Source organism: Deinococcus rhizophilus (assembly GCF_030271215.1).
GTDB lineage: Bacteria > Deinococcota > Deinococci > Deinococcales > Deinococcaceae > Deinococcus > Deinococcus rhizophilus.
In genome coordinates this window covers 47,588-73,635 of sequence record NZ_JASNGB010000001.1, presented here as the reverse complement: position 1 = coordinate 73,635, position 26,048 = coordinate 47,588, and the positions used below count along the sequence as shown (strand labels likewise).

Annotated in this window: 37 protein-coding genes and 2 pseudogenes; 30 read left to right on the top strand and 9 right to left on the bottom strand. The window is 68.4% G+C overall.

All coding sequences use genetic code 11. From position 1 onward, the window contains the following. Nucleotides 1-67 precede the first annotated feature (67 nt). Nucleotides 68-880: a LysE family transporter gene (locus QOL99_RS00450; protein WP_456318835.1), complete on the top strand. Its 813-nt coding sequence runs from the start codon at nt 68-70 to the stop codon at nt 878-880. 190 nt (nt 881-1,070) lie between these two features. Here QOL99_RS00450 and QOL99_RS00445 read toward each other — a convergent pair whose 3' ends face one another. Beyond that, nucleotides 1,071-1,544, bottom strand: a complete 474-nt coding sequence (locus QOL99_RS00445; protein WP_285520647.1) for an acyl-CoA thioesterase — start codon at nt 1,542-1,544, stop codon at nt 1,071-1,073. Further along, nucleotides 1,541-1,870, bottom strand: coding sequence for a 4a-hydroxytetrahydrobiopterin dehydratase (locus tag QOL99_RS00440; RefSeq protein WP_285520646.1), 330 nt, complete (start codon nt 1,868-1,870; stop codon nt 1,541-1,543). The genes QOL99_RS00445 and QOL99_RS00440 overlap by 4 nt, the downstream gene beginning before the upstream one ends. 326 nt (nt 1,871-2,196) lie before the next feature. Between QOL99_RS00440 and QOL99_RS00435 the strand changes: the two genes are divergently transcribed. The 4 genes and pseudogenes from QOL99_RS00435 to QOL99_RS00420 all read left to right on the top strand — a co-directional run. Beyond that, nucleotides 2,197-2,979: a hypothetical protein gene (locus QOL99_RS00435; protein ID WP_285520645.1), complete on the top strand. Its 783-nt coding sequence runs from the start codon at nt 2,197-2,199 to the stop codon at nt 2,977-2,979. A 229-nt stretch (nt 2,980-3,208) separates the two neighbouring features. Next, on the top strand, nt 3,209-3,643 hold the full coding sequence (locus QOL99_RS00430) for an excalibur calcium-binding domain-containing protein (protein ID WP_407650130.1): 435 nt from the start codon (nt 3,209-3,211) through the stop codon (nt 3,641-3,643). A 74-nt stretch (nt 3,644-3,717) separates the two neighbouring features. Further along, the gene (locus QOL99_RS00425) at nt 3,718-3,861 is read left to right on the top strand and encodes a hypothetical protein (RefSeq protein WP_158679881.1); all 144 of its coding nucleotides are present in this window, start codon (nt 3,718-3,720) and stop codon (nt 3,859-3,861) included. A gap of 138 nt (nt 3,862-3,999) precedes the next feature. Continuing rightward, nucleotides 4,000-4,839, top strand: a pseudogene (locus QOL99_RS00420) (MutS N-terminal domain-containing protein); the annotation flags it as partial. Nucleotides 4,840-4,890: 51 nt separating this feature from the next. Here QOL99_RS00420 and QOL99_RS00415 read toward each other — a convergent pair. From QOL99_RS00415 to QOL99_RS00385, 7 genes are all read right to left on the bottom strand, one after another. Continuing rightward, nucleotides 4,891-6,306: a recombinase family protein gene (locus tag QOL99_RS00415; protein ID WP_285520644.1), complete on the bottom strand. Its 1,416-nt coding sequence runs from the start codon at nt 6,304-6,306 to the stop codon at nt 4,891-4,893. Then, nucleotides 6,303-7,178 (bottom strand): DUF6414 family protein, encoded by an 876-nt coding sequence (locus QOL99_RS00410; RefSeq protein ID WP_285520643.1) that lies wholly within the window; start codon nt 7,176-7,178, stop codon nt 6,303-6,305. Before QOL99_RS00410 ends, QOL99_RS00415 begins: the two co-directional genes overlap by 4 nt. Then, on the bottom strand, nt 7,132-7,353 hold the full coding sequence (locus tag QOL99_RS00405) for a hypothetical protein (RefSeq protein WP_285520642.1): 222 nt from the start codon (nt 7,351-7,353) through the stop codon (nt 7,132-7,134). Before QOL99_RS00405 ends, QOL99_RS00410 begins: the two co-directional genes overlap by 47 nt. Before the next feature lie 90 nt (nt 7,354-7,443). Further along, a complete protein-coding gene (locus tag QOL99_RS00400; RefSeq protein WP_285520641.1) occupies nt 7,444-8,073 on the bottom strand; it encodes a hypothetical protein in 630 nt (209 codons plus the stop codon). A 169-nt stretch (nt 8,074-8,242) separates the two neighbouring features. Next, nucleotides 8,243-8,830 carry a hypothetical protein gene (locus tag QOL99_RS00395; protein WP_285520640.1) on the bottom strand — a complete coding sequence of 196 codons (588 nt, stop codon included), beginning with the start codon at nt 8,828-8,830 and terminating at the stop codon, nt 8,243-8,245. A 2-nt stretch (nt 8,831-8,832) separates the two neighbouring features. Beyond that, entirely contained in the window at nt 8,833-9,315 is a 483-nt protein-coding gene (locus QOL99_RS00390; RefSeq protein WP_234009020.1) for a S24 family peptidase, read from the bottom strand. Continuing rightward, the gene (locus tag QOL99_RS00385; RefSeq protein ID WP_158679894.1) at nt 9,315-9,992 is read right to left on the bottom strand and encodes a LexA family transcriptional regulator; all 678 of its coding nucleotides are present in this window, start codon (nt 9,990-9,992) and stop codon (nt 9,315-9,317) included. The genes QOL99_RS00390 and QOL99_RS00385 overlap by 1 nt, the downstream gene beginning before the upstream one ends. Before the next feature lie 116 nt (nt 9,993-10,108). On the opposite strand from QOL99_RS00385, the gene QOL99_RS00380 reads away from it, so the two are divergent. The 25 genes and pseudogenes from QOL99_RS00380 (at nt 10,109) to QOL99_RS00260 (ending at nt 25,805) form a co-directional block, all read left to right on the top strand. Then, nucleotides 10,109-10,372 carry a helix-turn-helix transcriptional regulator gene (locus tag QOL99_RS00380; RefSeq protein WP_158679893.1) on the top strand — a complete coding sequence of 88 codons (264 nt, stop codon included), beginning with the start codon at nt 10,109-10,111 and terminating at the stop codon, nt 10,370-10,372. After that, complete coding sequence (locus tag QOL99_RS00375; protein WP_104990905.1) at nt 10,369-10,566, top strand: hypothetical protein; 198 nt, start codon at nt 10,369-10,371, stop codon at nt 10,564-10,566. Before QOL99_RS00380 ends, QOL99_RS00375 begins: the two co-directional genes overlap by 4 nt. A 57-nt stretch (nt 10,567-10,623) precedes the next feature. Continuing rightward, the gene (locus QOL99_RS00370; RefSeq protein WP_285520639.1) at nt 10,624-11,037 is read left to right on the top strand and encodes a hypothetical protein; all 414 of its coding nucleotides are present in this window, start codon (nt 10,624-10,626) and stop codon (nt 11,035-11,037) included. Continuing rightward, nucleotides 11,034-11,231 (top strand): hypothetical protein, encoded by a 198-nt coding sequence (locus QOL99_RS00365; protein ID WP_285520638.1) that lies wholly within the window; start codon nt 11,034-11,036, stop codon nt 11,229-11,231. Before QOL99_RS00370 ends, QOL99_RS00365 begins: the two co-directional genes overlap by 4 nt. Continuing rightward, nucleotides 11,228-11,473 (top strand): hypothetical protein, encoded by a 246-nt coding sequence (locus QOL99_RS00360; RefSeq protein ID WP_285520637.1) that lies wholly within the window; start codon nt 11,228-11,230, stop codon nt 11,471-11,473. The genes QOL99_RS00365 and QOL99_RS00360 overlap by 4 nt, the downstream gene beginning before the upstream one ends. Then, nucleotides 11,473-11,745: a hypothetical protein gene (locus QOL99_RS00355; protein ID WP_285520636.1), complete on the top strand. Its 273-nt coding sequence runs from the start codon at nt 11,473-11,475 to the stop codon at nt 11,743-11,745. The genes QOL99_RS00360 and QOL99_RS00355 overlap by 1 nt, the downstream gene beginning before the upstream one ends. Continuing rightward, complete coding sequence (locus QOL99_RS00350) at nt 11,745-11,987, top strand: hypothetical protein (protein WP_285520635.1); 243 nt, start codon at nt 11,745-11,747, stop codon at nt 11,985-11,987. Before QOL99_RS00355 ends, QOL99_RS00350 begins: the two co-directional genes overlap by 1 nt. Beyond that, a pseudogene (locus tag QOL99_RS00345) lies at nt 11,974-12,546 on the top strand (Rad52/Rad22 family DNA repair protein); the annotation flags it as partial. The gene QOL99_RS00350 and the pseudogene QOL99_RS00345, both read left to right, overlap by 14 nt. Nucleotides 12,547-12,931: 385 nt before the next feature. Next, a complete protein-coding gene (locus QOL99_RS00340; RefSeq protein ID WP_285520634.1) occupies nt 12,932-13,393 on the top strand; it encodes an HNH endonuclease in 462 nt (153 codons plus the stop codon). Then, on the top strand, nt 13,380-14,183 hold the full coding sequence (locus QOL99_RS00335) for a hypothetical protein (RefSeq protein ID WP_285520633.1): 804 nt from the start codon (nt 13,380-13,382) through the stop codon (nt 14,181-14,183). Before QOL99_RS00340 ends, QOL99_RS00335 begins: the two co-directional genes overlap by 14 nt. Continuing rightward, nucleotides 14,180-15,121 carry a hypothetical protein gene (locus tag QOL99_RS00330; protein ID WP_285520632.1) on the top strand — a complete coding sequence of 314 codons (942 nt, stop codon included), beginning with the start codon at nt 14,180-14,182 and terminating at the stop codon, nt 15,119-15,121. Before QOL99_RS00335 ends, QOL99_RS00330 begins: the two co-directional genes overlap by 4 nt. Beyond that, nucleotides 15,118-15,618: a hypothetical protein gene (locus tag QOL99_RS00325; protein ID WP_285520631.1), complete on the top strand. Its 501-nt coding sequence runs from the start codon at nt 15,118-15,120 to the stop codon at nt 15,616-15,618. The genes QOL99_RS00330 and QOL99_RS00325 overlap by 4 nt, the downstream gene beginning before the upstream one ends. After that, the gene (locus QOL99_RS00320; RefSeq protein WP_285520630.1) at nt 15,615-18,632 is read left to right on the top strand and encodes a ParB/RepB/Spo0J family partition protein; all 3,018 of its coding nucleotides are present in this window, start codon (nt 15,615-15,617) and stop codon (nt 18,630-18,632) included. The genes QOL99_RS00325 and QOL99_RS00320 overlap by 4 nt, the downstream gene beginning before the upstream one ends. Before the next feature lie 53 nt (nt 18,633-18,685). Next, complete coding sequence (locus tag QOL99_RS00315) at nt 18,686-19,000, top strand: hypothetical protein (RefSeq protein WP_285520629.1); 315 nt, start codon at nt 18,686-18,688, stop codon at nt 18,998-19,000. Continuing rightward, nucleotides 19,000-19,503 (top strand): hypothetical protein, encoded by a 504-nt coding sequence (locus QOL99_RS00310; protein WP_285520628.1) that lies wholly within the window; start codon nt 19,000-19,002, stop codon nt 19,501-19,503. Before QOL99_RS00315 ends, QOL99_RS00310 begins: the two co-directional genes overlap by 1 nt. Further along, complete coding sequence (locus QOL99_RS00305; protein ID WP_285520627.1) at nt 19,500-19,922, top strand: hypothetical protein; 423 nt, start codon at nt 19,500-19,502, stop codon at nt 19,920-19,922. Before QOL99_RS00310 ends, QOL99_RS00305 begins: the two co-directional genes overlap by 4 nt. Beyond that, a complete protein-coding gene (locus QOL99_RS00300; RefSeq protein WP_285520626.1) occupies nt 19,919-20,380 on the top strand; it encodes an ASCH domain-containing protein in 462 nt (153 codons plus the stop codon). Before QOL99_RS00305 ends, QOL99_RS00300 begins: the two co-directional genes overlap by 4 nt. 2 nt (nt 20,381-20,382) lie before the next feature. After that, on the top strand, nt 20,383-21,036 hold the full coding sequence (locus QOL99_RS00295; RefSeq protein WP_104990888.1) for a 3'-5' exonuclease: 654 nt from the start codon (nt 20,383-20,385) through the stop codon (nt 21,034-21,036). Between the two features lie 16 nt (nt 21,037-21,052). Continuing rightward, nucleotides 21,053-21,385 (top strand): hypothetical protein, encoded by a 333-nt coding sequence (locus tag QOL99_RS00290; RefSeq protein WP_285520625.1) that lies wholly within the window; start codon nt 21,053-21,055, stop codon nt 21,383-21,385. Beyond that, a complete protein-coding gene (locus QOL99_RS00285; protein ID WP_285520624.1) occupies nt 21,382-22,149 on the top strand; it encodes a hypothetical protein in 768 nt (255 codons plus the stop codon). Before QOL99_RS00290 ends, QOL99_RS00285 begins: the two co-directional genes overlap by 4 nt. Further along, a complete protein-coding gene (locus QOL99_RS00280) occupies nt 22,146-22,538 on the top strand; it encodes a hypothetical protein (RefSeq protein ID WP_285520623.1) in 393 nt (130 codons plus the stop codon). The genes QOL99_RS00285 and QOL99_RS00280 overlap by 4 nt, the downstream gene beginning before the upstream one ends. Then, nucleotides 22,478-22,969, top strand: coding sequence for a VRR-NUC domain-containing protein (locus QOL99_RS00275; RefSeq protein WP_285520622.1), 492 nt, complete (start codon nt 22,478-22,480; stop codon nt 22,967-22,969). The genes QOL99_RS00280 and QOL99_RS00275 overlap by 61 nt, the downstream gene beginning before the upstream one ends. Continuing rightward, the gene (locus QOL99_RS00270; protein WP_285520621.1) at nt 22,966-23,373 is read left to right on the top strand and encodes a hypothetical protein; all 408 of its coding nucleotides are present in this window, start codon (nt 22,966-22,968) and stop codon (nt 23,371-23,373) included. Before QOL99_RS00275 ends, QOL99_RS00270 begins: the two co-directional genes overlap by 4 nt. After that, on the top strand, nt 23,370-24,851 hold the full coding sequence (locus QOL99_RS00265) for a hypothetical protein (RefSeq protein ID WP_285520620.1): 1,482 nt from the start codon (nt 23,370-23,372) through the stop codon (nt 24,849-24,851). The genes QOL99_RS00270 and QOL99_RS00265 overlap by 4 nt, the downstream gene beginning before the upstream one ends. Before the next feature lie 333 nt (nt 24,852-25,184). Beyond that, nucleotides 25,185-25,805, top strand: a complete 621-nt coding sequence (locus tag QOL99_RS00260) for an SMP-30/gluconolactonase/LRE family protein (RefSeq protein WP_285520619.1) — start codon at nt 25,185-25,187, stop codon at nt 25,803-25,805. Nucleotides 25,806-26,048: the final 243 nt, after the last annotated feature.

Below are 26,048 nucleotides of genomic sequence, written 5' to 3'. Positions count from 1 at the left end.
GGCGGCCCAGGCCGCGCCTTCCGGCGTCCTGACCATCCGCTTCCTCGACGTCGGTCAGGGCGACGCGGTGCTGGTGACGGCCCCCACCGGGCAGACCCTGCTGTACGACGGGGGACGCAGCGAGAGCCGGATGCGGGAGTTGATCCGTCAGTACGGGGTCACCCGCCTCGACCTCGCCGCCGCCAGCCACGGGGACGCCGACCACATCACCGGGCTGATCCCGGCCATCGCGTTGTTCAAGCCCAAGCTGTTCCTGAACAACGGCATTGCCGCCACCACGCAAACGTACGGCCGACTCCTGAACGTGGTGGGCCAGGCCGGAACCCAGGGACTGCTGGCCCGTGAGCAGGTGATCAACCTGGGGGCCGTGAAGGTCACCGTCATCCCGCCGCCCCCAGGGATGCCCCGTAACGACCAGAATGCGAACAGTGTGGGGCTGCTGATCCAGTACGGCACCTTCCGGGCGCTGCTGACTGGGGACAGTGAAACGCCTCAGACACAGGCGTGGTTGCGCCAGAAGTCGGCCAGCTTCTGGGGTNCGCGGCGGGCGGGGGAGGCGGCCCCCGACGGGGCACCCCGCCTGGGGTTCGCGGCGGCGCTCGGGCAGGGCCTGACCACCAACGTGCTTAACCCCAAGGTGGCCCTCTTTTACCTCACCGTCCTGCCGGGGTTCGTCCCGCCCGGAGAGGGGCTGCTGGAGCGCTCGCTGGGCCTCGCGCTGATCCACTTCGGCTGGGGGGTGCTGTGGCTGGGAACGCTGGTGCTGCTGATCGGGACCCTGGCGCCCCGCCTGCGCTCGCCGGGCGTCCGGGCCACCCTGGAGCGGGTGACCGGCGCGGCGATGGTCGTGCTGGGGGTGCGGGTGGCGCTGGGCCGCTGACGGGGCGCGGGAAGGCAGGTCGCCTCCACGCCCAACGCCAGAGCATTTGGCAGAAGAAGGTCTGCTGTTCTGACCCTCTCCCCTCGTGGGTGACTCGCCGGGCCGCGATACGGAGAGGGCCTTGCGAGCGCCTGGGGTAAGGGAGCGTCCAGATCGACCCAGCGAACATCGTCTTCTGTCAAATGTTCGGTCAACGGCCCTGAAACCCGAAGGCGTCCAGCACCTCGCGCGGCGCCCGCCTGGGCCGCCCGCTCACGGGGTCCACCCAGACCCACTCGGTCTGACACTCGGCCAGCCGCTCGCCGTCGGTGCCGCCCTCGGTCGCGCGGTCGAGCGTGTAGGCGCGGACACTCCGCACCCCGGCGTGCTGCGTCAGCGCCGTGCGGACGCGCACCCGGTCCCCCAGCAGCGCGGGCTTGTGGTAGGTGATGACATGCTGCCGGGCGACGGGCACCGCCCCCAGCGCGACCAGGGCCCCGGTGCCCATCCCCTCGCGCAGGGCGTGGGCGCGGGCCACCCGCTCGCACCACGCGAGGTAGACGGTGTTGTTGACGTGGTTCAGGTCGTCGAGGTCGCCCGGTTCCACCGTCAGCGTCAGCTCGTGCTTGCGCCGATCGGGCAACCCGGCCCACAGCACGTCGGCGTCGGGAATCGAGAGCTTCAAGCCTGCGTCTCCTCCCATAGCCGGTTCACGGCCCGCGCCCCCTCGATGTCCTGCAGGGTCACGCCGCCCGCGTCGTGGGTGAAGTAACGCACCCGCAGCCGCGCGTACTGGACATGCAGGTCGGGGTGGTGCCCGGCCTCCTCGGCCATCCGGGCAATCCGCAGGGCAAACTCGGCGCCCTCCATGTAACTCCCGAACTTGAAATCCCGGTAGAGCTGGCCGTCGTTGCCCCACCAGCCTTCCGGCTTGAGGTCCTGCACGTCGCCGTCGGTCAGTTTGCGGCTGGCGTCGTGCGCCATGCGGGAGTCGTAAGGGTGGTAGCTCATGCGCTCCATGCTAGGGCGCCTGCACTCACGGCGCGGCCGGGCGGGACGCGGTGCACGGCCCCCACCGGGGGAGGTGTGACATTTTCCCCATCTTGAGGTAGTCTTTAGCCCTCATCAGGTTGTGATCAGAAAGGATGGAGCTATGCGCGGACTGTTGCTGAAGCTGTTGGGGCGTCGTCTCTCGTCTTCGCGGGGTCGGCCAGTGGTGGCCCCGGCCATCACGGAACTTGACCTCTTGCGGGCGCTGGGGTGTGACGAGTAGGGCAGGCGGGTGGGACGCAAATCTGCTTGCGGTGGGAAGGGGCAGGGCCTACGGTGAGGGCGATATGAAAAATCTTTCCCTGCTGACCCTGGCTTCTGCCACGCTGCTCCTCGCCTCCTGCGGGACCAAGACGCCTCCCGAGAGCGATCTGAGAACCCTGACGGGCACAGTTGTCGAGGGCGAGTTTGAGGGCACCGAGACCAACGGCCGCCTCACGACGAGCGCCTGGACGGGTGGCGCGGGAAGTGTTCGGGGCTACCTCGCAGATGCAGAGGGACCTGCCGCGCAGCCTGCCGTGACGGGCACCCTTGCCGCGGACGGCAAGTTCAGCCTCACGCTGCCCACGCCGACCGCCGCGCAACTCACGGAACTGAACGCGGACGACTGGGATGACCTCGGTGAGGACTACGCCCTGACCGAAGACTGCACACCCACCCTCAAGGTCAGCACCTCCGGAGTCCGGGGCGCCAGCCTGATGCTGGAGGTTGACGCCGGGAAGGACGGCGCCATCCTGCCGTTCGCCTACTCGGCGAGCGAGGGGGCCAACAGTGGCAAGCTCGACGTGCGCTTTGGCACCCTGATCTACGTGGACCGCAGCGTGACCATCGAGGGCAGTAAGACCTGCACCGTGGAGGGAAATTCCTTTACCACGCGGGTCGATCTGCGCCTGGGCAAGGGCTGGAACAAGGTGCAGGTTACCGTGAGCGCCGATGAGGCGACCAAGAAGTTCTCGTCCAGCATCACTTCGGGGAACTTCACCTCCGACAACTGGGTCTACCTGGAAGGCGGCATGTCCCCCCTCAGCACCCAGTCCAAGCTGCCCAAGCCCTCCTTCCTGGGCCGCTAAGCCCCCCTTCCCCGGCAGTCGCCCCCACGCGGGGCGGCTTTTTCCTGGCCCGCCTCCTTCGAAACGCGACCCGCATTCCGCTGAGAACAGAATGGGCTGCGCTATGCTCGGCGCGTGCCGGGAGCTGCCGCCCAACATGTGCTCAAGGGAACCGGGTCGGGGGTGCTGCCGCCGATGCTGGAGCAGTACGTCGCCCTGCGCGACGAGCATCCTGATTTCATCCNTGGACGTGTACAAGAGCATCCACCACGGGGCGGCGAACGGGGACAGTGCGGCGTGGCTGGCAGCGGTGCGGCCGAAGAACGTGGTGATCGGGGTGGGGCCGAACAATTACGGGCACCCGACGAGTACGGCGCTGAACCTCTACCGGAAGGTGGGCGCCAACGTGTTCCGCACCGACCAGCAGGGCACGGTCACGGTGAGGGTGCAACCTGGGGGGAGGTACGCGATCACCACAGAGCGGCGGGCGGCGGCTCCAGCGCCAGCGTCAGCCCCTGCGCCCCGGAGTCAGCCTGCTCCGGTGCCGGTCGCGCCGTCTGCCTCGAGCGTGTACTACCCCAATTGCGCAGCGGCGCGGGCGGCGGGCGCGGCACCGGTGCGGGTCGGGCAGCCGGGGTACGGCACGCACCTCGACCGCGACCGGGATGGGGTGGGCTGCGAGTGAGCGACAGCGAGCAGCATGCCCAGGCGAACGCGAAACAGGTGCAGGTTCTGCGAGAAGCGCTGGTAACCTTGCCCATGACTCAGCCGCCTAGACCCCGCTCGCCCTTTGGTCCCCGGTTTTGGATCACCCTGTTCCTGGTCTTGCTGGTCGTGGCCGTGCTGGCTTTTGTCGCCTGGCCCGCCGTACAGAGCATCGTCCAGACGATCGAGGGGTTTTAGCCCGCCTCTGACAGCTCTGCGCATCGTGCTTGAGGCCGCCTTCGTGGGCGGCCTCATCGCTATTCTGTCTCCGTGCCCCGGACGAAAGAGGTTGCGCAGAGCGTGTTGAAGGGCACTGGCCACGGCCCGCTGCCGCCGATGCTGGAGCAGTACGTGCGGATGCGGGACGAGGTGGCGGACAAGTTTCCTAATTCCATCTTGCTGTTTCAATGCGGCGACTTCTACGAGACCTTCGGGGAGGACGCCGAGCGCCTCTCACGGCTGCTGGGCATCGCCCTGACGCACAAGAGCAGCAAGGACTTTTCCACCCCGATGGCGGGTGTGCCCATCCGGACCCTCGACAGCAACGTCGAGCGGCTGCTCGCGGCGGGAGTGCGGGTGGCGGTGGCCGACCAGATCGAGGAACCCGGCTCGGGGCTGGTGGACCGCAAGGTCACCCAGCTGCTCACGCCGGGCACCGTCACCGAGGAGCGGCACCTCACCGCCGACGAGAATTACCTCGGCGCGGTGGCGACCGGGGACGGGTACGCGCTGGCGCTCCTCGACCTCTCGACTGGAGAGTTCCGCTGCGCGGCCTTTCACACCCGCACCGCCCTCTACGACGAACTCGCCCGTCACCGCGCCCGCGAGGTGCTGCTGGCCCCGGAGCTGTCGGGCAACGCGGCGCTGCTGGCCGACTTCCAGACGCGCTTTCCGGTGATGCTCTCGCCCGCCAACTTTGCCGAGGACGCCGCCCGCGACGAACTGCGGGCCGTGCTGGGCGAGGTGCCGGGGTCGCTGGGAAGCGCGGCGCTGGTGCGGGCCTGCGGGGCCGTGCTGGGCTATGCCCGCGAGGTGCTCCAGGGGCGGCTGGAGATGGTGCGCCGGGTGGTCCGCTACGAGCCCGGCGCCCACATGCGCCTCCCCGACGCGGCGGCGCGGGCGCTGGAGATCTTCCACGCGCAGTCCCCGCAGGGCGTGACCCTGACCGAGGTGCTGGCNCTGCTGTTTCAAGTCAGCGAGATCGAGTTAGGAAACTAACGCCCCTCCCTATACCCGCAGCACCACGTCCAGCACTCCGCCTGGCGCGATGCTTAGGCGTGTGCCCGAGCGCAGCAGCACCTCCCGCGTGGGAACGCCCTCCTGCACCAGCCGCCCAATCGCTTCGAGGGCGGCTGTCGTGTTGGGCAGGGTGACCACCTTCGGCGGCGCCACCTCCGTCCGCAGCTCCTCCAGCCGCCGCCGCGCCGTGTCCCGCAGCCCGGCGTACTCGTCGCCGGTCAGCAGCTCGCGCTGGTAGTCGGTGAGGTAGCGCTTGAGCTGGCCTTCCAGCCGGGCGATCTCCTTCAGTGCTCGGCTGTGGTCGGGGGGAGTCGGTGCCGCCTGCCCGGCATACCGCTCGGGGTGCTCGGCGATCTCGCGGACGATCCGGTTGGCATGCTCGTGCAGGTCGTTCATCCGGTAGTGCGTGCGCTGTGTGCAGGGAGGCACGTCCCCGTAGTGCCGGTGCTTGAATGCTCGGGAGCAGCGGTAGTGGCGGTAGCTGGTGCGGTTGGCCTGGGTGTTCGTTCCACTCATGGCCCCCCCGCACTCGGCGCACCGGAGCAGGCCGTTCAGCCAGAAGGTCTCGGTGTGCTTGATGGGCTTGCGGCGCAGGCTGTCGTGGGCGAGCTGCCAAGTGTCCTCGTCCACGATAGGGGGGACCGGGAAGGTGAACTCCCGCTTGGCGTGCCGAAGGGTCATGCGGGCCTCGCCCTTGTAGGCCGTGTTGCGGGCCATGTACCAGGGCCGCTGTGGGTGCCAGACGGAGTTCATCGCGCTGGGCACCCCCCGGGCGTTCAGGTCGTCGGCGATGGTGACCGTCGTGTCGCCCCGGATGAGCCGCTCAAAGATCTCCCGCACGACCGCCGCCTCCACCTCGTCCACCTCGATGCGCCGGATCGGACGGCCCCCCTCCAGCTCGTAGGCCTGCCGGTACCCGTAGCAGCGCCACCCGTGGGGGATGATCTCGCCCTTCTCGGCGGCGGCCAGCTTGCCTCCCAGCATGCGGCGCTTGATGCTCCGCAGCTCCTGGTGGGCGATCACCATGCGCATGTCGAAGGTCAGGACGCTGGAGTCGTCGTCCGGGTCGTACTGGCCGTCCGTGGCGTTATGGACGTGCAGGCCCAGGCCGAGCAGCTCCTCGAGGATGCGGTGCCCAGCGAGGGGCGTGCGGCCCAGGCGATCGGCTTCGCTGGTGATGATGGCCGAGTAGCGCTGCCGGTCGGCCTTGAGCTGCTCCAGGCCGTCGCGGGTCTCGCTGCGGCCGGTGATGACGTCCGTGTACAGGGCGCCGTCGGGGATGCTCAGGCCGGTGCGGGCGGCATAGGCGCGGGTCTCGGCCTCCTGGCGGGCGAGGCCGTATCGGTCGTCGCGAGCCTGGAGGTGGCTGGAGACACGGATGTAGAGGGCGGCAGGGCGGGTCATGGTCGGAGCTGCACGTAGAGCGCTACAGGCTGAACGGTGTGATCGGTCTCGCCCATGAAGATGCCCAACACCTCTTCAAAGTTGATGCTGGCGCCAATTCCGGTGCGGGTATGTGGGGTCGTCGCAGGAGGCGGCATAAAGGCCAACAGCGTCGCTTCAATCTCCTGAGGCAAGTAGACCGCACGCATCTGCTCAAGCGTGAGCGTGAGGTGCTCCGGATTGAGCGGTGACGTAATCGTGAGCTCTTGGGCGGTCATGTGGGCCGTAATGTCACTGAGCGACAGGATTTTCAGCAGCTTGGCAAAGGCTCGGGCATCCTGAGCTTTCATGCCCTGGGTCGCCCCCCCAAACGCCTTATTGAAGGTGTCGAAGTCGGCCATCACGCTCTGCAAGATTGTCCAGTCCACGAAGGAGAGGGAGCCTTGAAAGCGCACCAGTCCGGAGGCAGCACTGCCATCAAAGTCGGTCAGCAGACCGCGCTGCTCCAGCTCTCGCTCGACGATCAGGAGCACGTTATCGAGTTCAGCCTTCTCCTCCAGCAGGGCGGTGTAAGCCAGGTCGAGTTTCTGGTCCCCGCCTGTCTTGGTCAGGGTGCGCTCGCCCTCGGTGCGTTCGGCCTCGCCTTTCAGCTCCGCGCCGAGGTTGAGGCCCGCGCTGCCCGTGCGCCGAGCTTCTTTCGAGGTCTCGCGCTCGCGCTCCAGAGTGGAGATGATGTCCCCATGCTGACTGGCTTCCAGCAGCCGCCGCATGACGGTGACGCCGTCGAAGAGCTGCGAAGCATAAGAGAGCAGTCGCCCCCGGTCCAGATAGATGATCTCGCGCGGGTCAGTACCGTTGCCACTTCCGATGGATGGCCTGGACGCGCTGCTCATGCCGCGTCTCCAGCTCGGCTCGGCGGTACTTGGTCGCGTCTTCGTCCTGAGCGACCAGTCGCTCGACATCCGCCATGCTCAGCCCAGCGCGGGCCACACTCTGTTCGACGGCCTCGACCAGTGACGACAGCACAGCGCCCATGCGTGCGGCAGCGTCGGGTTTCGTCGCGTCCATATAAAGCCACTTTACCCCTCCCGATTCGTACTGTCTCTGGCTGATACACAAATTGTCCCTGAGGGAGACAATGGGTTCCGCTTAGCAGCGTCATCGGCCAAGCTGAGTCGTGTCCACGGTAAAGGTCTCGATGCCGTTGCCACCATTGACGATGACCGCGACCGACGTTCCCTTCATGGCTTGGTCGCGGGTGGCGGCGGGCAGCTTGGTGAGGTCGAAGGTGTAGAAGTTCGCGCCCCGCCAGGTGCACACGCGCGACGCGCAGTTCACGCGCCAGTGCCGGGGGTCAGCCTCGATCTGCTGGGTAGGGGAGAGGCGCACAAGCTCCTTCCCAGCCTTGTCCCGGACGCTGAGCGCCGCAGCCCAGGCTTTGGTGTCTTCCAGGCGTTCGCTGGGACCGCTGCCGCTGAGCATCACCACGAGCAGCCGGGAGAGCTTCGTCACGTCAGGCACTGCCGCAAGGTCGCTGGCCTGCGCGTGACAGTGGCTCAGGATGCTCCCCTGCACAGTTTGGAGGCTGTAGCCGTCCCCGAACGTCCCGGCCAGGGTGTAGATGTATTTGGGCAAGGGCGCATCGACGCCGATCTCCACGGCGGCGTAGCCGTCATCGCAGGCGGCTTTCAGTTGGGGGGCTGAAGGATTGAAGAGGGCGGCAGGTGCGACCGGCTCGGCCAGCGCAGGTGAGAGGCAGAGGGCGGTCATGGCAAGCAACTTCTTCATGGCGTCTCCTAACCCGCACACACGCCGATCATGCTGGCGCCGCCGGGCAGCGTGAGAAACGAGGCCTTGGCCTCCGAGGGAAACCGCAACGCAGGCTCGAGCACCCACTTCAGCGAAGGGAATGGGAGACTGCGCTGCACCATCTCGCCGATACAAGAGGCGGCCACACTCATCGCACGACCCCCGGCAGCGGTCCCCACTGCACGTCACGCTCGACCATCTTCAAGGTCACGAGGAAGTCCGGCCTTCCAGTCCCCTCCACAGCCTCGTAGACCTCTTCGTGGAGGCGGCCCCACTTGCGGATGTTTGGCGAAACGAAGGCCGTGATTTCCACGCCGTCGTCCTGGAGTTCCACCTCCAACTGTCGACTGAGCCTTCCTTCCCGCTGAAGTGACTTAACCGCTCGCAAGGTCGCTTCCGGAAGAGGAAGCGGTTCTGCAGGCTCGAAGTAGCCGCGGCGAATGCCTTCGTTGAACACCCGCACCAAATTTCCGTGGTCAAGGGGTTGCGGCTGGAAGCGGTAGGGGCGCTCGACGATGTCTTTGTAGACAGCAACATCTTCTTCAAAACAGCTCAGGCCTTGAGCGACACGCTCGGCATATTCCAGGGGGACCTCGTCGTCTGGCCACGTCAGGTAACAGGCCGCTTCATCCTGGCCATGCCGACTGAACTCCCCAGACACTTCGAGCCTTCCAGCAAACCGCTGAATACCGTAGACATCCCTCGTGTCTGGGACGACAACCGTGTAGTACCCCATCGCTAACTCGTCCCTCCCCACCCCCGGTACCGCGTCAACTCCCAACGCCGACCGTCCTGACTGACCGCGTAGACGCGCCCGCAATTGCGGATGCTGGGGTCAATCTGCACGGGAGGGTACGCCGCGTTGTCGCTGTACATCGCGGGGCGTCCCTGGAATAGCCGTAGTCGCTTGACCACCATCGTTCCGTCTGGCAGTTGGAAAGCGAACGTGTGCCCTTGGTCCGTGAGAAGGTCCTTGCGGTCAACCAGCACGAAGCTGCCGTGGGTGATCCCAGTGCCGTCCGCCAGCGTCATGCTGTCGCCGTCCACCTGGAGCACGAACATTCCGAAGCGGCGGAAGCCCGGTGGAATGGGCATCCGCCTGCGCACGGAGAACGGAGACGGGTCGAGCGGTGTTCCGGCACTGATTAACCCCAAGACCGGGGCTTTGCTCGGGGCATAACGTTTGGGCAAAAAGTACGACTGCACGAGGGAAACCTCCATCAGTTGAGCAGTTGAGGGTTGTAGTCGCTGGTCACGCCAGCCACCAGCCCGACCACCTGCGCTTCCTGGGCGGGGATGTCCTCGTACTGGCGGTTCTCGGCGCGGAAGACCGCGCCAAGGCGAGTGGTGGTGTAGAGGCGAACGTGGGGGCCGTCGGCGTCGGTGACGACGTAGACGCGGCCCTCTTCGAGCGTGGTGTGGGCGCGGTCGACGTGCAGGTAATCGCCGGGACGAATGCTGGCCGGGGTGGTGCCGTGCATCTCATCGGTGTCGGCCCGCAGCAGCAGGGGCTGCTCGACGCCGGGCACCACGGCCTCATGGTCAATCGCCCCGCCGGGTTTCTCGGGGTTGAGTGCGGCAGAGAGGGGATAGACGTCCGCGCTCCCCTCGCCGACCGTGGATGCCTCTGCAATGCCGAGATCTACCCCGGTGGCCCGCTGCATCTCGGCCAGTGTCCAGCCCAACGCACGTGCGAGCGCGACGACGCGTCCAATCGCCATTCCGCTCAGGGGGGTAGAGCCCGTCTCCAGTGCGGAGACGCTGCGCTGTGACACCAGGTCGGCGGTTTTCTCGGTGATGTCTTCCTGGGACAGACCGAGGGCAATGCGCCGCTCCCTTAGGGCCTCTGCCCATTTGGGGATGACCTTCTGGTTGGCTCTGGCGCGGGGTCTGGGCATAGGCGTGGTTAGCATTTGGCTGCTAGTACGGTAATGCTACTGACGAGGTTCCCGATCCGCCACACTTCACCCGCTCTAGCATTGAATTGCTAGAATATGACTGCTAGACTGTGGGTATGGAGCCGACAACCTCACCTGTTAGGGCCTATGGCCTGAGCCAGCTCCAGACGCTCAGGGCGTGGAGAAAGCTGACCCAGCAGCAGCTTTCCGACGTCTCTGGCGTAAAACTTTCGACCATCCAGAAGCAGGAGCGCGGTGTCGTCGAAGACGCCGTGGTCAGCGTTGCAGCCCCCATTGCGGAGGCCCTAGCTGTACCAGTTGAAGCACTCTGGGATGCCTCAATTACCAAAAAACTGCTAGAGCAAGAGGGGGCTGCATGATCCGCAAGAACTCCATCACCGAGGTCCGCATCCGCCGCGAGCCGTGTCCAGTCATCGCCCACCACTTCGGCGCCTTCGTGCTGGAGCGGGCCGCCGCCGCTGGGCTCGACGTCCGGGGGCTGGCCCCTCATCCCATCACTCCGCCCGCGCCTCAGGCGCGTCACGAGCAGGCCAAAGGAATTCGCCCGGCCTGAGCCAAAAGAAGAGGGCGCGTCCGAACACGCGCCCGCCTACGAACTTTCGAGGTCTTCATGACTGTACCACAGGCTTCCATCCTCGACCCGCTCAAGCGCCCGCTGTCCACCGTGGTAGACGGCCAGCCGCTCGACCTCTCCTCCCGCCTCGGCAAGCGCCGCCTTTTCCGCCACTCCGTCTCGCCGCAGGCTGCGGGCGAGGGCTGGACGCGCCTGGTGTTCGTGCCCGGCTGGCTTGGCCGCCTGCCCAGCGGGCGCACCTGCCACGTGATCGAGGAGGTCTGCCCAACCGGCGAGGTGGAGCCGACGCTCCAGCGGATTCAGGAGGAGCACGGCGTCCACCTGTGGGTGCGCCCGATCTCGCTGCCCATCAGCCGTCAGCGCGGCAACTACTGGTGGCCCGAGGTCTACATCACCCCCTGGGTCTACGCCCGGCCCAAGCTGCGGTCGCTGCTGGCGGTGGCGGCATGACCTCGCACGCTGCCCGCAACCTCGCGCAGATCGAACTGCTGCGCCGCGAACTTGCCACCCGCCCCATGGTGGGCTGTGGCTACCGCCCCAGCGCGTGGTGCCACCACTGCGGCGGGACCTACGACGCCTCCCTGACCGTGTGCCCCGAGTGCGACCATCCCCAGGCGGCGCCTGTGCGGGAGGTGACGCGGTGACGCGCCTCTCGCCCCGCGCACTCCTGGCCAAAAGCGCCCAGGCCGCGCTGCTGAGCGCCAACCCTGAGCGCGCCCCCCGGCACGTCGCTGTCGACGCGGTAGACCACGCCGACGCGCTGCTGGCTCTCCTGGGCCAGAGCGCCTTCTCGCAGGACGAGGCCAGGGCAGACACCGCACCCCTGTCTGTGGACGATCAGGACAACACCGACGAACTGCTCTACCAGCTCAGGAAGGGCCGCTGATGCCCCGCCAGGCAGAGCAGGTTCAGACCATGCGTGTCCTGGGCGCGAGCCGCCACGCGCCCGTCAGGACAGCCGAGCAGGTCGCGGCCCGCCTGAAGATCGTGGTGGAGGCCGCTCGCGCCCGGCTGAAGACGCTGATGGACCGGGGCGACGCCGAGCGGCTACCAGGCAACACCTACCGACTGACCCCCCAGGGGGCTGAGCGGCTGCGGAAGCAAGACCGCGCTCTACGCCATAGGCGCGAGCGTCACCTTGACGGGAGAGCGGCCTGATGCGCTCTTACCTTCGCGCACAGTTCGGCGTTGGCCCCCTGGGGCTGCTGCTGGTGCTGCCGCTCGTGCTGCTGGCGGTCGTGCTGACCCACGACGCCCTGAAACACGGCGCCCTGGCGGTGACTGAACCCCTGCGCCTGCTGCTGGCCGTCCCGGAGATCGCGGCGGCCCTGTTCCTGCTGTACCTCACCCGGCGCATTCAGGACGCCGTGCCCCAGGAGGCCCCACGTGAAGCTCTCTGACATTCAGCGGCGGCTGGAGATGCCCTTCCCCGCCCACCTCGTCGGCTGGAAGCCCCAGGCCCTGTCCAAGGACCGCAGCCGCGCCCTGCTGGTGGCCTACGTGGACGCCCGCGCCGTGCAGAGTCGCCTCGACGCGATCTGCCCGGATGCCTGGGAGTTCCGTTGCCGTGAGGTCGCTGGCACCCCCACGCCCACCGTCCACGGCAGCCTCACCGTCCTGGGCGTCACCCGTGAGGACTTCGGGGAGGCGGGCGAGGGAGATGCGGGCACGATGAAGGCCGCCGCCTCCGACGCCCTCAAGCGCTGCGCCGTCCAGTTCGGCATCGGGCGCTACCTCTACGACCTGCCCAAGTTCTGGGGCGACTGGGATGACAAGAAGCGCGAGCCGATCACCCTGCCCGAGTTGCCCGAGTGGGCGCGGCCCGAGCACGAGCGCAGCCCCGGTGGGGCGCACCTCGTCCAGGCGATGGAGCAACTCAGGTCCGAACTGCCGGACGACCTGGGCCTCCAGCGCGAGGTCTACAAGCACCTGAAGGCGGCGCTGACCAGCCTCCATCCGCCGCAGTCGTACGACAGCGCTCCCCACGAGTCTGAAACGGAGGGCGACTTGCCGAACTCCCGTATTGACCCGATCACGCGGGGCACCAAGGGCCAGATCGCCGCGCATCTGGAGGGCCGCCGCTGGCTGCTGGAGCGCGAGGAGCGGCTGGCCTTCACGTCCTGGCTGGCCGACCGCCGGGACGCGCCCCTAGCGACCAGCGCCGACCTGACCGAGGCGGAGGGCCGCAAGGCCCTGGCCGCCATCGAGCGGTGCCTCAAGCCCAAGACGCTGCTGGCGCAGTGGCGGGCCAACCCTGCCGGGCTGCCCGGCGAGGCCGAGGCGCTGGGGGCGGTGGGCTGAGATGGCCGAAATCCAGTTGCATGGACGGCGGGGGAAGGGCAGGGTGGCGCTTTGCGACGATGCCGACCTCGCCCTGCTCTCGCAGCACCGCTGGCACCTGAGCCGCCGCGGTTATCCCCGCACCTACTGGCGCAAGGAGGGCGTGCGCAGCGCCACGCTGGAGATGCACCTCCTGCTGCGCGACGAGAAGGGCGGCGGGTACAAGGACCACATCAACGGCGACCCCCTGGACAACCGCCGCGCCAACCTGCGGGCCTGTACGGCCCAGGAGAACGCCTGGAACAGGCGAGCGCACCGCAACAGCAAGACCGGCGTGAAGGGGGTCAGCCCCCACAAGGGGAAGTTCCGGGCCACCATCCACAAGAGCGGGGCGCAAATCTACCTGGGCACCTTCACCACGGTGGAGCTGGCCGCCGCTGCCTACAACGGGGCCGCTGTCGCCCTCTACGGGGCCTTCGCCCGCCTGAACCCTCTACCGCTGGAGGTGGCCCATGCCAGCGACTGAGGCCGCTCCCTTGACCGACGTGCTGACCGAGATGTTCGCGGCGGCAGCGGCGGGCCAGGTGGCCCGGCGGACGGTCTCGCGGGGCCTGCACCTGCGGGCGGTCGTGCGGGAGAGCGGGCGGCGCGAACTGCTGCTGTGGCGCACGGCCTCGCGTCTTCCCAGCGCGACCGAGTGCAAGGTCGTCGCCCGGGATGCCGGGTTCGTCGAGCCCGTGTTCAAGGCCTGGCCGGTCGAGGGCGTGGACGGGTTTCACCTCCGCGACCGGGCGGACTGGCAGCACCCCTGCACGCACGACTGGGGCGAGACGGTGTTCATCTCCGGGCGGCAGGAGGGCGGAACCTCCCGGACCTGCCGCCGTTGCGGAACCACGGCGAGCACGATCCACAAGCGCCGGGGCAAGGGCACCACGTACCTCTACAACGAGCACGAGGTCAGCGAAGCGGCGTACCTCGCGGCCACGGCGAGCGGGCCGATGCCCAGCACGCTGGACCGCGAGGCGCGGGCGGCGCTGATGGCCGAGGTCGCCCAGGTGCCCGTCGCCACGACCGACCGCCTGGCGCTGCGGGGCGAGGTCTGCGGGCTGTGCCGCCACGGGAAGCCCGAGTGGGACGGCATGATCGCCTGCACGTTGGGCTGGGAGGCTCATGACAACGTCTGGCGGGAGCTGCCGCGCAAGCAGTGGGAAGCCGTCCAGATGGGTCACCCCGGCGTACCCCTGCCCCTGCTGACGCCCCACTGCCGGTGCATGGCGACCGGCGGGCGCTGGCTGCCCAGGGTGGTGGCCGCATGAGGGCCAAGAACCGGGGCGTGGCGCTGGTTGCCCAGTTCATGGGCCGGGAGAAGAACATCCCGGTCCCAGTCCCCTTCGTGTACCTGCTGGGCGACTACACCGCCGCCGCTTTTCTCTCGCAGTGCCTGTACTGGAGCGAGCGCACCGATAACCCCGAAGGCTGGTTTTACAAGACGCTCAAGGAGTGGAAGGCCGAGATGCTGCTCTCGCCCGATCAGGTCCGCCGATGCCACAAAACCTGCGAGCCCTACCTCGAAGTGGCGACCGGCGGGGAGAACAACCGGACCCACTACCGGATCAAAGGCGACGAGTTGGAAGAGGCCCTGCACTTGTTGGGAAACCCCACAAGTGGTTATCGGGAAACCCAACAACCGGTTGTGGGGAAAGTCCGCAAGCACTTCACGACAAACCCCACAACCCTTAATAAGGAAGCAGAGATTACGTCAGAGAGTACGGCAGAGGAGGGCGCGAAGCGCTCCGCCGCCGCGACCCAGGAAGCCGGAAAAGGTCAACGCTCCGGAAGCGGCGCTGATCGCGCCGAGGCCCCTGGCGGGGCCGAGAAAGCGAATGCTCGACCCGCTTCAGGTGCTCAGTCGGAAGGTGGGCACGGAACAGATCAGGCCACGGGCACTGAAAAAGTTCCGGCCCGGCCCGGCGAAGCCGCGCTGCGCTCCGCGATGGGCGAGCGGTTCTACGGCGAGCTGCTGGCCGAGGATCCCGACCGTGAGACCTGGGGTGACCTGACCCCAGAGCGTATCGGCGAGCTACGCCGCGCCGCGAAGGCTGAGGCCAAGGAAAAGAAGCTCGACGCCTGGCGCACCCCCTTCATCCGGCTGCTGGACCAGGAGATCGTCCGCGTCCCCCAAACCCCCGCCGCCCCCGCGAAGGCCAGCGTGTCTGACCTCGTGCGGGCGCGCATCCAAGGAGCGAAGCCGTGAGCAACGCCGAGCCCATTCCCACCGAGCAGATCGACCCGCAGACCCTCAGCCTCGCCCGGATGCTCATGGCGTCGCCCAACGCCCGGCGCAGCCTCCAGCGCAGCATCGAGACCCGGCAGCAGCAGCGCGAAGCGAAGCGCACCGCCCGCCTCAGCACCCTGCCGATGGCCTGCCCCCACTGCGGCGCCCCCGGCATCACGTATCTGACGCTGCCGACCAAGGACGGCCCGCGCGAGTTCAAGCGCAAGCCAATGGACTGCTGCCAGCCCGCCCTGCGCGACGCCGCCGAGAACGCGCTGCACTACGCGCTGAACCCCAACAACTGCGCCGAGGAGCGCGTGGAGGCCGCCGACCGCTACGCCGCGCTGAAGGCCAGCATCACGTCCCCGGTTCTGCTGAGCCAGCTGGAGGAGCATGAGGCGATCCTGGCCGACATCGAGGCCCGCGTCTCCGGCCTGACCCGCGCTCAGGGCGGCGTGGAATGGGGGCCGCAGTGACCCGCGCCCTCTCGCCCGACGTGCAGGCGGTCCTGCGCGAGGCCACGATCAGCGAGGACGGCCTGACGCTGACCCTCGCCGGTGACCTCGACCGCAAGCTCTATCAGGCCACCGCCAAGGCGATCGAGGCCCTGGGCGGCAAGTGGAACCGCAAGGCCCAGGCCCACCTGTTCACGAGCGACGTGCGCCAGATCCTGGCCGGGGTGCTGGACGGCGACAAGCTGCCCAAGCGCAACCCGCTGGCCTTCTTCGAAACGCCCCAGTCGCTGGTGGAACTGATGCTCAGCTTCCTGGGCGACGTGTGCGGCGTGCGGGTGCTGGAACCCAGCGCCGGAGACGGGGCCATTGCCGACGCGCTGCTGGACGCCGGGGCCGAGGTGGACGTGATTGAGCTCGACGACACCCGGCACGCCCACCTCGTCGGGGCCGGGTATCAGCCGGTGGCCCGCGACTTCCTCCAGTTCACGCCGAACGAGCGTTACCCCGTGATCGTCATGAATCCGCCGTTCACCGCCGAGGGGGACGCGCAAGCCTACATCACCCACATCGAGCACGCCTGGACCAACTGCCTCACGCCGGGCGGCACCCTCGTCGCCATCGCCCCCAGCGGGTTCACCTTCCGCCAGGACAAGCGGGCGCAGGCCTTCCGTGCCCTCGTCGAAGACCACGGCGAATACGCCGAGAACGACGCCAGCGCCTTTGTCGAGAGCGGCACGGGCGTCCAGACCGTGACCCTCTGCGTCCGCAAGCCCGCTCCCGCACAGGAGGTTGCTATGCCCGTCCCCACCGAACAGCCCGCCAAGACCACCCGGAAGAGCAGCAAGCAGGCCGAGGCCCCCGCCGCCCCGCCCCTCAAACCCGGTGACGACGTGCGGGTGCGGACGGGTCGCAAGGACCTCGCGGTGATCGCTGACCTGAAGGGCGACGAGGCGCAGTTGCTGTACGCCGACGGCACCCGCATCTGGATGCCCGTTACGGCGCTGGAGAAAGCGGCGACCTGGGCGCAACCCGAGCAGGCCTCCCCCCCCGTTGAAGCCGCCTCCGAGCCTCAGCCCGTCACCCCCATCCTCGACGGCAGCAGCCAGAGCCTGTTCCGCGTCGAGCAGCTCGTCGCCTCCCCGCTCAACCCCCGCCAGTTCTTCGACCCGGCGGCGGTCGAGGAACTGGCCGAGTCCATCCTCCACAAGGGCCTGATGCAGAACCTCGTGGGCCGCGTAGCCGAGAATGGCCAGGACGTGGAAGTGGTGGCCGGTGGCCGCCGCCTGCGCGCCCTGCAGCTGCTCGCCGAGCAGGGTCGCATCCCCGCCGACTACCTCGTGCCCGTCCGGGTGCAGCCGCTCTCCGATCTGGAGGCGCTGCAACTGGCGACCGCCGAGAACGTCGAGCGGCGGAACATGACCCCCATCGAGGAGGCCGACGCCTTCGCGCAGATGGTGGCCCTGGGTGCCACGCCGGGCGACATTGCCCTGCGCTTCGGGTACAGCGCGAAAACCGTGCAGCAGCGCCTGGTGTTGGCCGAGGGGCTGGGCGAGGACGGGCGCGAGCTGTTCAACTCGGGGCAGATCGGGCTGGAGCAGGCCCAGGTGATCGCTCAGACTTCCGGCCCACTGCGCAAGCACGTCGTGGCAGAGGCCAAGCGGGGCGTGGTGGCTTCCGGCCTCCGGAGCCTGATTCAGCGCAGCACCCTCCTGGTGCAGAGCGCGAAGTTCGACGTGCCCGCCTCGGGCCTGGAGGTCGTGGAGGATCTGTTCGGCGACGAGCCCGCCCGCTTCGCGGACCCGCAGGCCGCGATGGCTCTCCAGATGGACTGGGCAAAAGCCCGCGCCAAGAGTCTGGAGGGCAAGAAGGAACAGTACTTCGTGGACCTCAAGCTGGTGAACTCGACGTACCTGAGCCCGTCGCATGACGAGTACCGCGATTACGGTGCACCGAAGGAACTGCGGGGGACCGTCATCATGCTGAGCACGATCACCGGCGAGGTTCGGGAGATCCGGACCTGCCGCGCGAGCGACATCAAGAGCCACGAGGCCAAGCAGCAGGCCGAGCAGCGCAAGCAGGCCGCGAGCGAGGCCTCGGGCAGCGACGGCGGCGCCATTCGCAAGTCCGGCTGGGTGGACGGTCACGAGGCTCGCGCGACGGCCCTGCGCGGCGCCCTGGTGGGCGACCACAAGCGCGGGGTCGCGCTGACCATCCTCTCCATGTTGGGGGCCGAGCCGGTCAGCCTCCACACCCATTTCCAGCACGTCCACACAGTGCCCATCCCCACGGGCCTCCAGCGCCTGCGCGACCTCGACGCCAAGCTGAACGGCCTCCTCCGGGTGCCCGACACGGCGGAGCCGAAGAACCCGGTCGGCCGGACGTTCGGCCATAACTCGGAGGGAGAGGACGCCTATCAGGTTCTCCAGGCCCTCCTGACCCTCACCCTGGAGGAGCTGCTGGACCTCCAGAGCGTGCTGATCGCGCAGGCGGTGGGCCGCTGGCGCGAGTACAACCCGATGCACGCGCCCTACGCGTTCTTGACCTGCCTCGCCGCCGATGTGGGCGCGAAGGTGACGTTCAAACTCACCGACGACCACCTGAAGGCCTACCCGCGCGACCGCCTGCTGGAACTGGCCGCCGACGCGAACCTGCCGTACATCGCCCAGAACGTCGGCAACCTCAGCACCAACAAGGACATTCGCGCCGCCATCCTCCAGCACGCCGACGAGCTGCACGCACGGGGCTACGTGCCGCCCCTGGCCCGTTTCCCGGAGGTCGCGGGGCCGGACCCGGCAGACGCCCAATACCGCGCGGATGCTCTCGCGCTGCTCTCGCGCCTGAGCGACCGGCAAGTGGGCGACCTGCTCGAAGACCTGGGGCACGATCCGACCGATCAGGACACGGCGGCGGATGCCCTCGCTCTCGTCCGGCAGGAGATCGGCGACATGGACGCCGGGGAACTGCGCGAGTGGGCTGCCCTGAAACGCATGGCCGAGGAACTCGGGCCTGACGCCACCGCGACCGCCGCCGACTGAACGCCGCAACCAGGGGGGCTGCCTCGCGCGGCCCCCCTACGGAGGCACTGATCATGACGACACCTGTACGGACCTCGCCGCACGCCCCCCTGTCCATTGAGCCCTACCCCCGCCCCGGAAACCCCGACCGCTACGGCCTGATCCTGCCGAGCGGCGAGATCGCGGGGTTCGGCTGCACCCGCTTCCACGCCTGCCGCTGGCGGGACGGCTGGAACGCCCGCATGAACCTCCAGAGCCAGCGCAGCGGCCCCCAGGAGCCCGAGGACGGCGCTCGGCACTGGCACCGGGGCTGGGAGCGGGCCAACGCCTACGAACGCCAGCGCGAGGAGCGCGAGCGGGCCAGAGAGATGGTCTGGGAGGTGGCCTGATGGATTACCTCCAGGCCCGCAACGCTCGCGGCTTCCTGCACGCCTCGACCTGCGACTGGCCCGAGGGCTTCGGTGAAGAGTTCCGCTGCTGCATGGAAGCCCAGGGGATGACAGTCACCCGCTACTCGCCCGAGCAGCTCGCGGCCCTGCGCTGTGCCCCCGTCCTCGGCGAGCCCCAGGCCCCTGAGCCCCAGGAAGCGGCGGCGGCTGGCCCGAGTTTGGCCCCCGAGCGGCCGTTGCCGGAGATCGGCCAGGAGGTGCTCTCGCCTGTGCTGGGGCGGGCCACCGTCACGCACTACCTGACCTGGGCCGACGGGAGTCGCGCCGCCGTCGTGGAGAGCCGCCGTGGTGCAGGCCTCGTGCGTCCGGGCGAGTGGGAGGCCGCTCCTGAGCAGGAATCCACCCCTGCCCCCGAGGCAGCCGTCCCCACGGTGCCGCCCGTCTCCATCCCGCCGGGCCAGTGCGTCATGCCCAGCCTGTTCGATTTCGGAGCCCAAGCATGAAACAGACCCTGAAAGTCAGCGTGGACGCCATCAAGCACGAGCGGAACAAGGAAGGCGTGCCCTTCACCACCCTGCACCTTGAACTGCCCAGCGGCGCGGACCTGAAGTACCTCCAGCGGGCGCACCGCATCACGCGTAAGAAGGACACCCGCGAGGCCGCTACCTTCACCCTGCGCATCTTCGGCGGCGGCGACTGGCGCACGTGGAATCTCACCAGCAAGGGCAGCAAGACCAAGGACTACAAGGTCGTGGCGGTCGTCGAGGTCCACTTCAACGAGCACGCCCGCTTCGAGCGGTACTTCGACCCGGCGGACCCGGACACCTACGAGGTGGAACTGACGGTGGAGATCGTGGAGCCGTCCACGCCCCTGTTCCCGCCCAAGGATGAAGACCGCGACGGCGAGGGGCTGAGCGCATGAAGGCGCTGTCCGTCTCCGTCCCCTGGCCCACCGCTATCGAGCGCCACGGCAAGCGCACCGAGAACCGCCCGCGCTGGGCCCGGCACCCGCACCTGATCGCGCAGGCCCGGCGCATGGTCGGCCAGGACCTCGCTATTCACAGCAGCGGCACCTACGACCGTGACGGCGCCGAGTACATCGAGCGACTGACCGGCGTGCTCTACCGCCGCCAGGACGTGCCCAGCAAGGCCGTCACCAGCGTGGTCACCGTGACCGGCCTGCTGCTGCCCGGTGACCCGTGCCCGCCCGGGCAGGAGCGCTGGTACTTCGGCAGCCTCGCCCTGGTGCTGGACAACGTGCGCGTGCTGCCCAATCCGGTCGCGGTGTCCGGGAGCCTGGGCTTCTGGGCACTGACTGGTGACGTGCTGGCCGACGTGAACACGCAACTCGAAGCCCTCTCCCACCTCCGGAGCGCCTGACCATGACGAACAGTCCCCACCTCGACCTGTTTCTCGACTGGGCTACCGACCCCCGCCTCGCCGTTCTCGACACCGAGACCACCGGCTTTCACGGGGAGGTGATCGAGCTGGGCATTGTAGACGCCTGGGGCCGGACACTCTTCAATGAGCGCATCCGCCCGAGCTGCCCGATTGAACCCGGCGCGCAGGCGGTCCACGGCATCACCGACCCCGACGTGCAGGACTGCCCATCTATCGCCGCGTTCTGGCCGCGCCTCCGCGACATCCTGAGCGCCCACCGCATCGTGATCTACAACAAGGCTTTCGACGTGCCTCGCCTGAGCGACACGCTCGACGCCGCGATGCCGCAGTGGTACGCCCACCCCAGCGGCCGGGGGCACAGCGACGAGTACAAACCCTTTCAGACCTTCTGTCGCTCAGCGGAATGCGTGATGGAAGCCTACGCACCTCTTGCGGGATTGTGGAATGACCATCACCGCTCCTGGCGCTGGGCCAAGCTGCGCGACGCCTGCATCCAGCGGGGCGTGCAGACCGATGACCTCCGGGCCCACGCGGCGCTCGACGACGCGCTGGCCACCCTGCGGCTGATTCAGGCGACGGCACTGCTCACGCCCGCAGATCTGCCCTGGCTGAACGAGGAGGTGGCCAATGCCTGAGGCAAGCACAGTTCCCGTGAACGCCCCTACCCCCTGGAACGCCACCCTGCACCTTGAAGTCCGCAGCAAGGGCAAGCCCGGCAGGCCCAACATCGAGCGGCGGGTTTACACGGGCGAGATCCGAGCCAGCGCGGCCGATCCCAACAGCGCTGAGGTCCATATGGTGAGGTCCCGCGACGACGGCCACTCGGTGTCCTTCTCGACGACCTCCTGGCAGCCGAGCGAGTTCGACCCTCAGGCCCGGACCTCCGTGTTCCGCGAGAGCCTGCGCCGCAGTGACCGGCTGGTCGACGAGTTGGAGCGGTTCGGCTGGACGCGCCGACCCGACCTCGAAGAGGGACAGGCGTGACCACCGCCGAGATCGAGGTCCAGCAGCTTCTGACCCCTGAGGAACGTGCCCGCCGCGCCGAACTGGAGGAACAGGTTCTCGTCGGCGTCCGCGCGGGCATCATGGCGGGCCGGGCGCTGCGGACCCTCCAGGGCGAGCGGCTCTACCGCAGCACCCACCCCACCTTCGAGGCTTACGGGCTGGAGACCTTCGGGCTTTCCCGCGCCCGTCTCTACCAACTGATCGACTTCGCAGAGGTGGCGGAGGAGGCTGCCGAGCGCGGGATCGAGATCAGCAACGAGCGGGTGGCCCGTGCCCTGGGGGTGGTGGCCCCCGACGACTACGCCCTGGTGCTCGCCGTGACCCGCGCCGTGACCGGCAAGGCCACGCCCAGCAGCGCCGACGTGCAGGGCGTGGCCGACACCGTCCGCACCCTTGCCGACGGGATGCAGGTCGAGCACCCCGACACCCAGGAGCCGGTGCCCCTGAGCGAGATCCCGCCCGAGCGCCGCGTGGAAGCCGTCAGCAAGGCGGTGCAGCGCGGCACCCAGGACCGCAAGGATTTCCAGGGCACCGACGACGTGAAGCCGATGGCCTACGTCGCGGGATTCCAAGAGATGGGCCTGCGCGGCGCCCTGCAGTTCGGCCCAGACGGCTACTGGCTGGAGGTACTCGACCCGGCGACCGGGGAGATGCGCCCCGGCCCCGCCACCAAAACCATCTGGGACGCCCCCCGGGCGTGGCGTCAGCAGCACGAAGCCGAAGGAAGCGAGGACCAGCCTTGACCTGCCGCCTCTGTGGTCACCCCACTGCCCACCATCCGCCCTGCCCGCTGGACCCCGTGGGCCGCGCCCGGGCACTCGCCGCCATCAACAGCACCGGGGCCGTCGTGCCCGTGGAGAACCTCATGCCGAAAGACCACGAGGACGCCGCACAGATCGCCTACGCCTCGCGTGTCTTCATTCCCTTCTGCCCGGAGACGGGTCTGGTGCTGCGCGGGATGTACCGGGGCATGGGCATCCGGCGGGCCGAGGAGATGGAGGTTTATCACCTCCTGAAGACCCACCACCACGTCCGCGTCGGCACTGTCACCCTGCGTCCCTGGTGGCGGTGGTGGAAGTCCACGCCCCACGCGGTGCTGACCCCGTCCAACCACCTCGAGGTGCTGCTCTGACGCCCTACGACGACGCCTGGCTGCGGGAGTACCGCCGCCGTCACACCCACCTGTTCCCGGAAGAGCAGGCCCCCGCCCCGGCCAGAGCGCCGGGCGCGGGGCTTCCGCGTTCTGCCAGCAACGGGTACGTCAGCGAGGCCGCGTTCCAGGCGGCGGCGGTCCGCGAGCTGGAGGCCATGGGCTGGACGGTCTGGCAGATGTACCTCGGCAGCGCGCGCGGCGGCAGCGTGTGGACCACCAAAGGCATTCCCGATCTGCTGGCCTTTCGTCCGCCCGGCACTCTCGTCTGGCTGGAGCTCAAGCAGCCCGGCAACGTCCCCAGCGCGGCCCAATTGGAGCGGCACGCAGAGCTGTGCGCCGCCGGGCTCCGCGTCGCTGTCGTCTGGACCCTCCCTGATTTACTCGCTTTTGCTGAAGAAAGGACTGCATGACCCACACCGCTGAGCGCCCCCAGGAGATCCGCCCCGTTCCATCTGGCCTGCCCCACCTCTACCGTCTCCTCGCCGTGTTCAGCGGCATCCCGAAGCCCCCCGCGCTCGCCGTGAAGGACGCGGGCCTGTGGACCCAAGACGAGCACGCTCCCCTGACCGATCACCACCGCGCCCTGCTGCGCCGCCTCGCGGAAGATGGGCGCGTCCAGTGGGTGACCTGGGGACCGGACGGCCCGGGGTACGTGCTGACCGGCTACGGCGAGATCGCCTTGGAGTCCTACCGCCAGCGCTACGGCCCGGCCTATGCGCCCCGGCGCGGCCCCTCGCTGGGGGAGATCGCCGCCCGCAACCGCCAGCGTGACCGCCTGGTCGTCCTGTTGGAACAGAGAAAGGCCACACGATGAACTGGAAAGACCGCCTGATCGAGGAGGAGCGGTTGACCGAGCGCCGCGCCGCCCGCAAGCCGAGGAAAGCCCTGCCGTCGGGCCTGCTGAGCCTGAAGCTCGGCGATCCGGTCTACTACCGCCCCACCCGCCCCCATCCCCGCGCGGGGAGCCGGGCGGTCATCGTGCGCGGCCCCCGGAGCGGCGTGCAGGCGCCCAGCGTCCGCCTGCGCTTTCCCGACGGCGCGGAGCAGACGGTCCCCGTTCGCCATGTCGGCCGCACCCCGGCCCAGCCGGAAACCCCGCCGTACCTGGCCGACGCGCGTTCCCGGCCCGTATGGAAGCGGATCATCAAGATGCTGGCGAGCGCCGCCCAGGAGGAGGGGCAACCCGGTGCCGAACCCCTGCGCTGGGATGCCGAGGAGCGGATGCGGCAGCTCGCGGGCATGATCGCGCCGGGGGGGAGCGAGAAGGCGATCAAGGCGGACATCGCCCGCGTGCTCCTCGAAGCGGCGGGCGCGGAGGCGGTGGCTGCGGCGGCGCGTCAGGCGGGGCGGGGTGGGCGCGGGCCGGTGACAGCGACCCACCTTCCCGTCCCCACCCAGGAGGCCGAGGTGGGCCGCCTGACCCAGGAGCAGCGGGCGATGATTAACAACATCGCCAGGTGCATCCACCGCCGGTACTTCCTTTCGGACAAGGAAGTGCGTGACCTCTCCGAGGGGGAGCGCGAGCAGGCCAAGATTCACGGGGTGTTGCGCCAGATCATCGGGGTAGGGGAGAGTGAGCTGGGGCCGATGGCCGTGAAGTCGGGTGGGAGCGGAAAGGGACATCGGCTGCACGGGGAACTGGCGGACGCGCTGACCCGCTCGTATGCCCTGGCCCAGGAGGCCTGCCAGATGCTGATCGCGGGGCGCGACGACCATGCGCTCACGCTGGCCCTCCAGGTGCAGGAGCAGCGTCTTCAATACGTCACCGTAGGCCGCGAGCTGGAGCGGGCGCGGGTCAAGCACTTTACGGGTCGCTACTTCCACGGCGACGTGCTGAGCGTCCGCGTGGTGGACGAGGACGGCGGCATGACCCAGTACTACACCCGGCTCACCATCGTCTACGGCGAGGACGGCCACAGCCTCGTGGTGGCGAACGCCGCCGAACTGGAGGCCCTGACCGGGACGCGGGTAGGGCCGGGGGGCTGGGCGGACCTGTGTCGCTGGGCCGAGGACCTGAGCGACCGCGCCGGGGGTAAGAAGCAGGGGCGGCGGCAGGACGACGACGAGCACCTGATCTACCGCGACCACGACGGCCACTTGGAACTGCGCGAGAGCGTGAGCCGCTTTCCTGGCCTCGTCCGGGCGCTGGAATGCGTGCGCCGGGCGCTGCTGGTCGAGCACCCCCTCAAGGACATCCCAGCGGGGGAGATTCCGCCCAATCATCCGCAGCCGGGGTACCACCCGCCCACCCCGACGGGAGGGCTTGACAGAGTTTCCCCAGAAACAGCCTAATTTCGTTCAAGCTGCACCACGTCTACCCGAATGCCACGCGCCCCTGCCTCTGCGGTGGGGGCGCTTCGCGTTGGTCTTACCCCGGTGCGGCCCACCCCACCCCTGGAGGTCCCGCCATGAAGCGCTGAGCCGCTCTTGCTCCTATTGTCCCAGCCTCAGACTCTGGGGGGAGCTGGGGGGGGCATGCCTCATTTTTGCTCTTGTGTCCGAGGTTTATGAGGTACCACAGACGGTATGAACTCTCGACTGCTTGGTCCACTGGTTTTAGCCGCCCTCACCCTCGCCGCGTGTGGTGGTGGGGGCGGAAGCGTTCGCCCGGTTGACCCTGGCCCCGTGCCTGATGTGGTTCGCACTTATGCAGTCACGGATTCTTCGCTCTACTCCATCGTTCTCAAGGGTGCGGCGAGCGACCAGAAGACCATGGAACTGACCTACGTTGACGAGATCACGGACGCCGCGCAGGTAGGCGACGTCATGTATGCCTCGACATTCTCACGTCTCCTGCGCATTGATCTGAATGCCAAGACCATCAGCGCTGTCGGTTCCTACGGCGTGGGGAATATCAACGCTCTGACGGTCGACCGACAGGGGCAACTGTACGCGGCTGCGCTGGACGGCAACCTCTACAACGTCAATACGTCGACGGGCCAGGCCACCAAGGTCATGAACATGGGCTATCGGTCCAGCGGTGACCTCGCGTTCGCGCCGGACGGCAGCCTCTACGCGACTGTTCGCACCAGTTCATCTGCGGACGCTCTCGTCCGTATCGTCTTGGCGACGCAGACGGTGCAGGTGGTGGGGTCCACGGGCTATGCGGATGTCTACGGCCTCGATTACCTGTATGGCACGCTTTACGGCCGGACCAATGCTGGGCAGATCATCACTGTGAACCCAAGTACCGGCCAAGGGACGCTGGTGCGCGCCACAGGCCTGCGTTTCGCCAGTCTGCCCTGACACCCCCTCGCCCCGCTTCCTTCCCCGCCTGTGGCGGGGTTTTTTCATGCCGTGGTGACAGGGCCACAGCGCGTTCGCCTCAGCGGCATGCGCTGCCCCGGTTCAACTCCGGGAGTCACCACCACCGGGCCGCAGGAATCCCCTGCCCCACGACCACCTCAAGACGCCGCTGCCCCATGGGCAAATCCTTGTGCGTCGCCCCGATGGGAGCCTGCCGTGTCCACCACGGTAGACAGTCGGGCT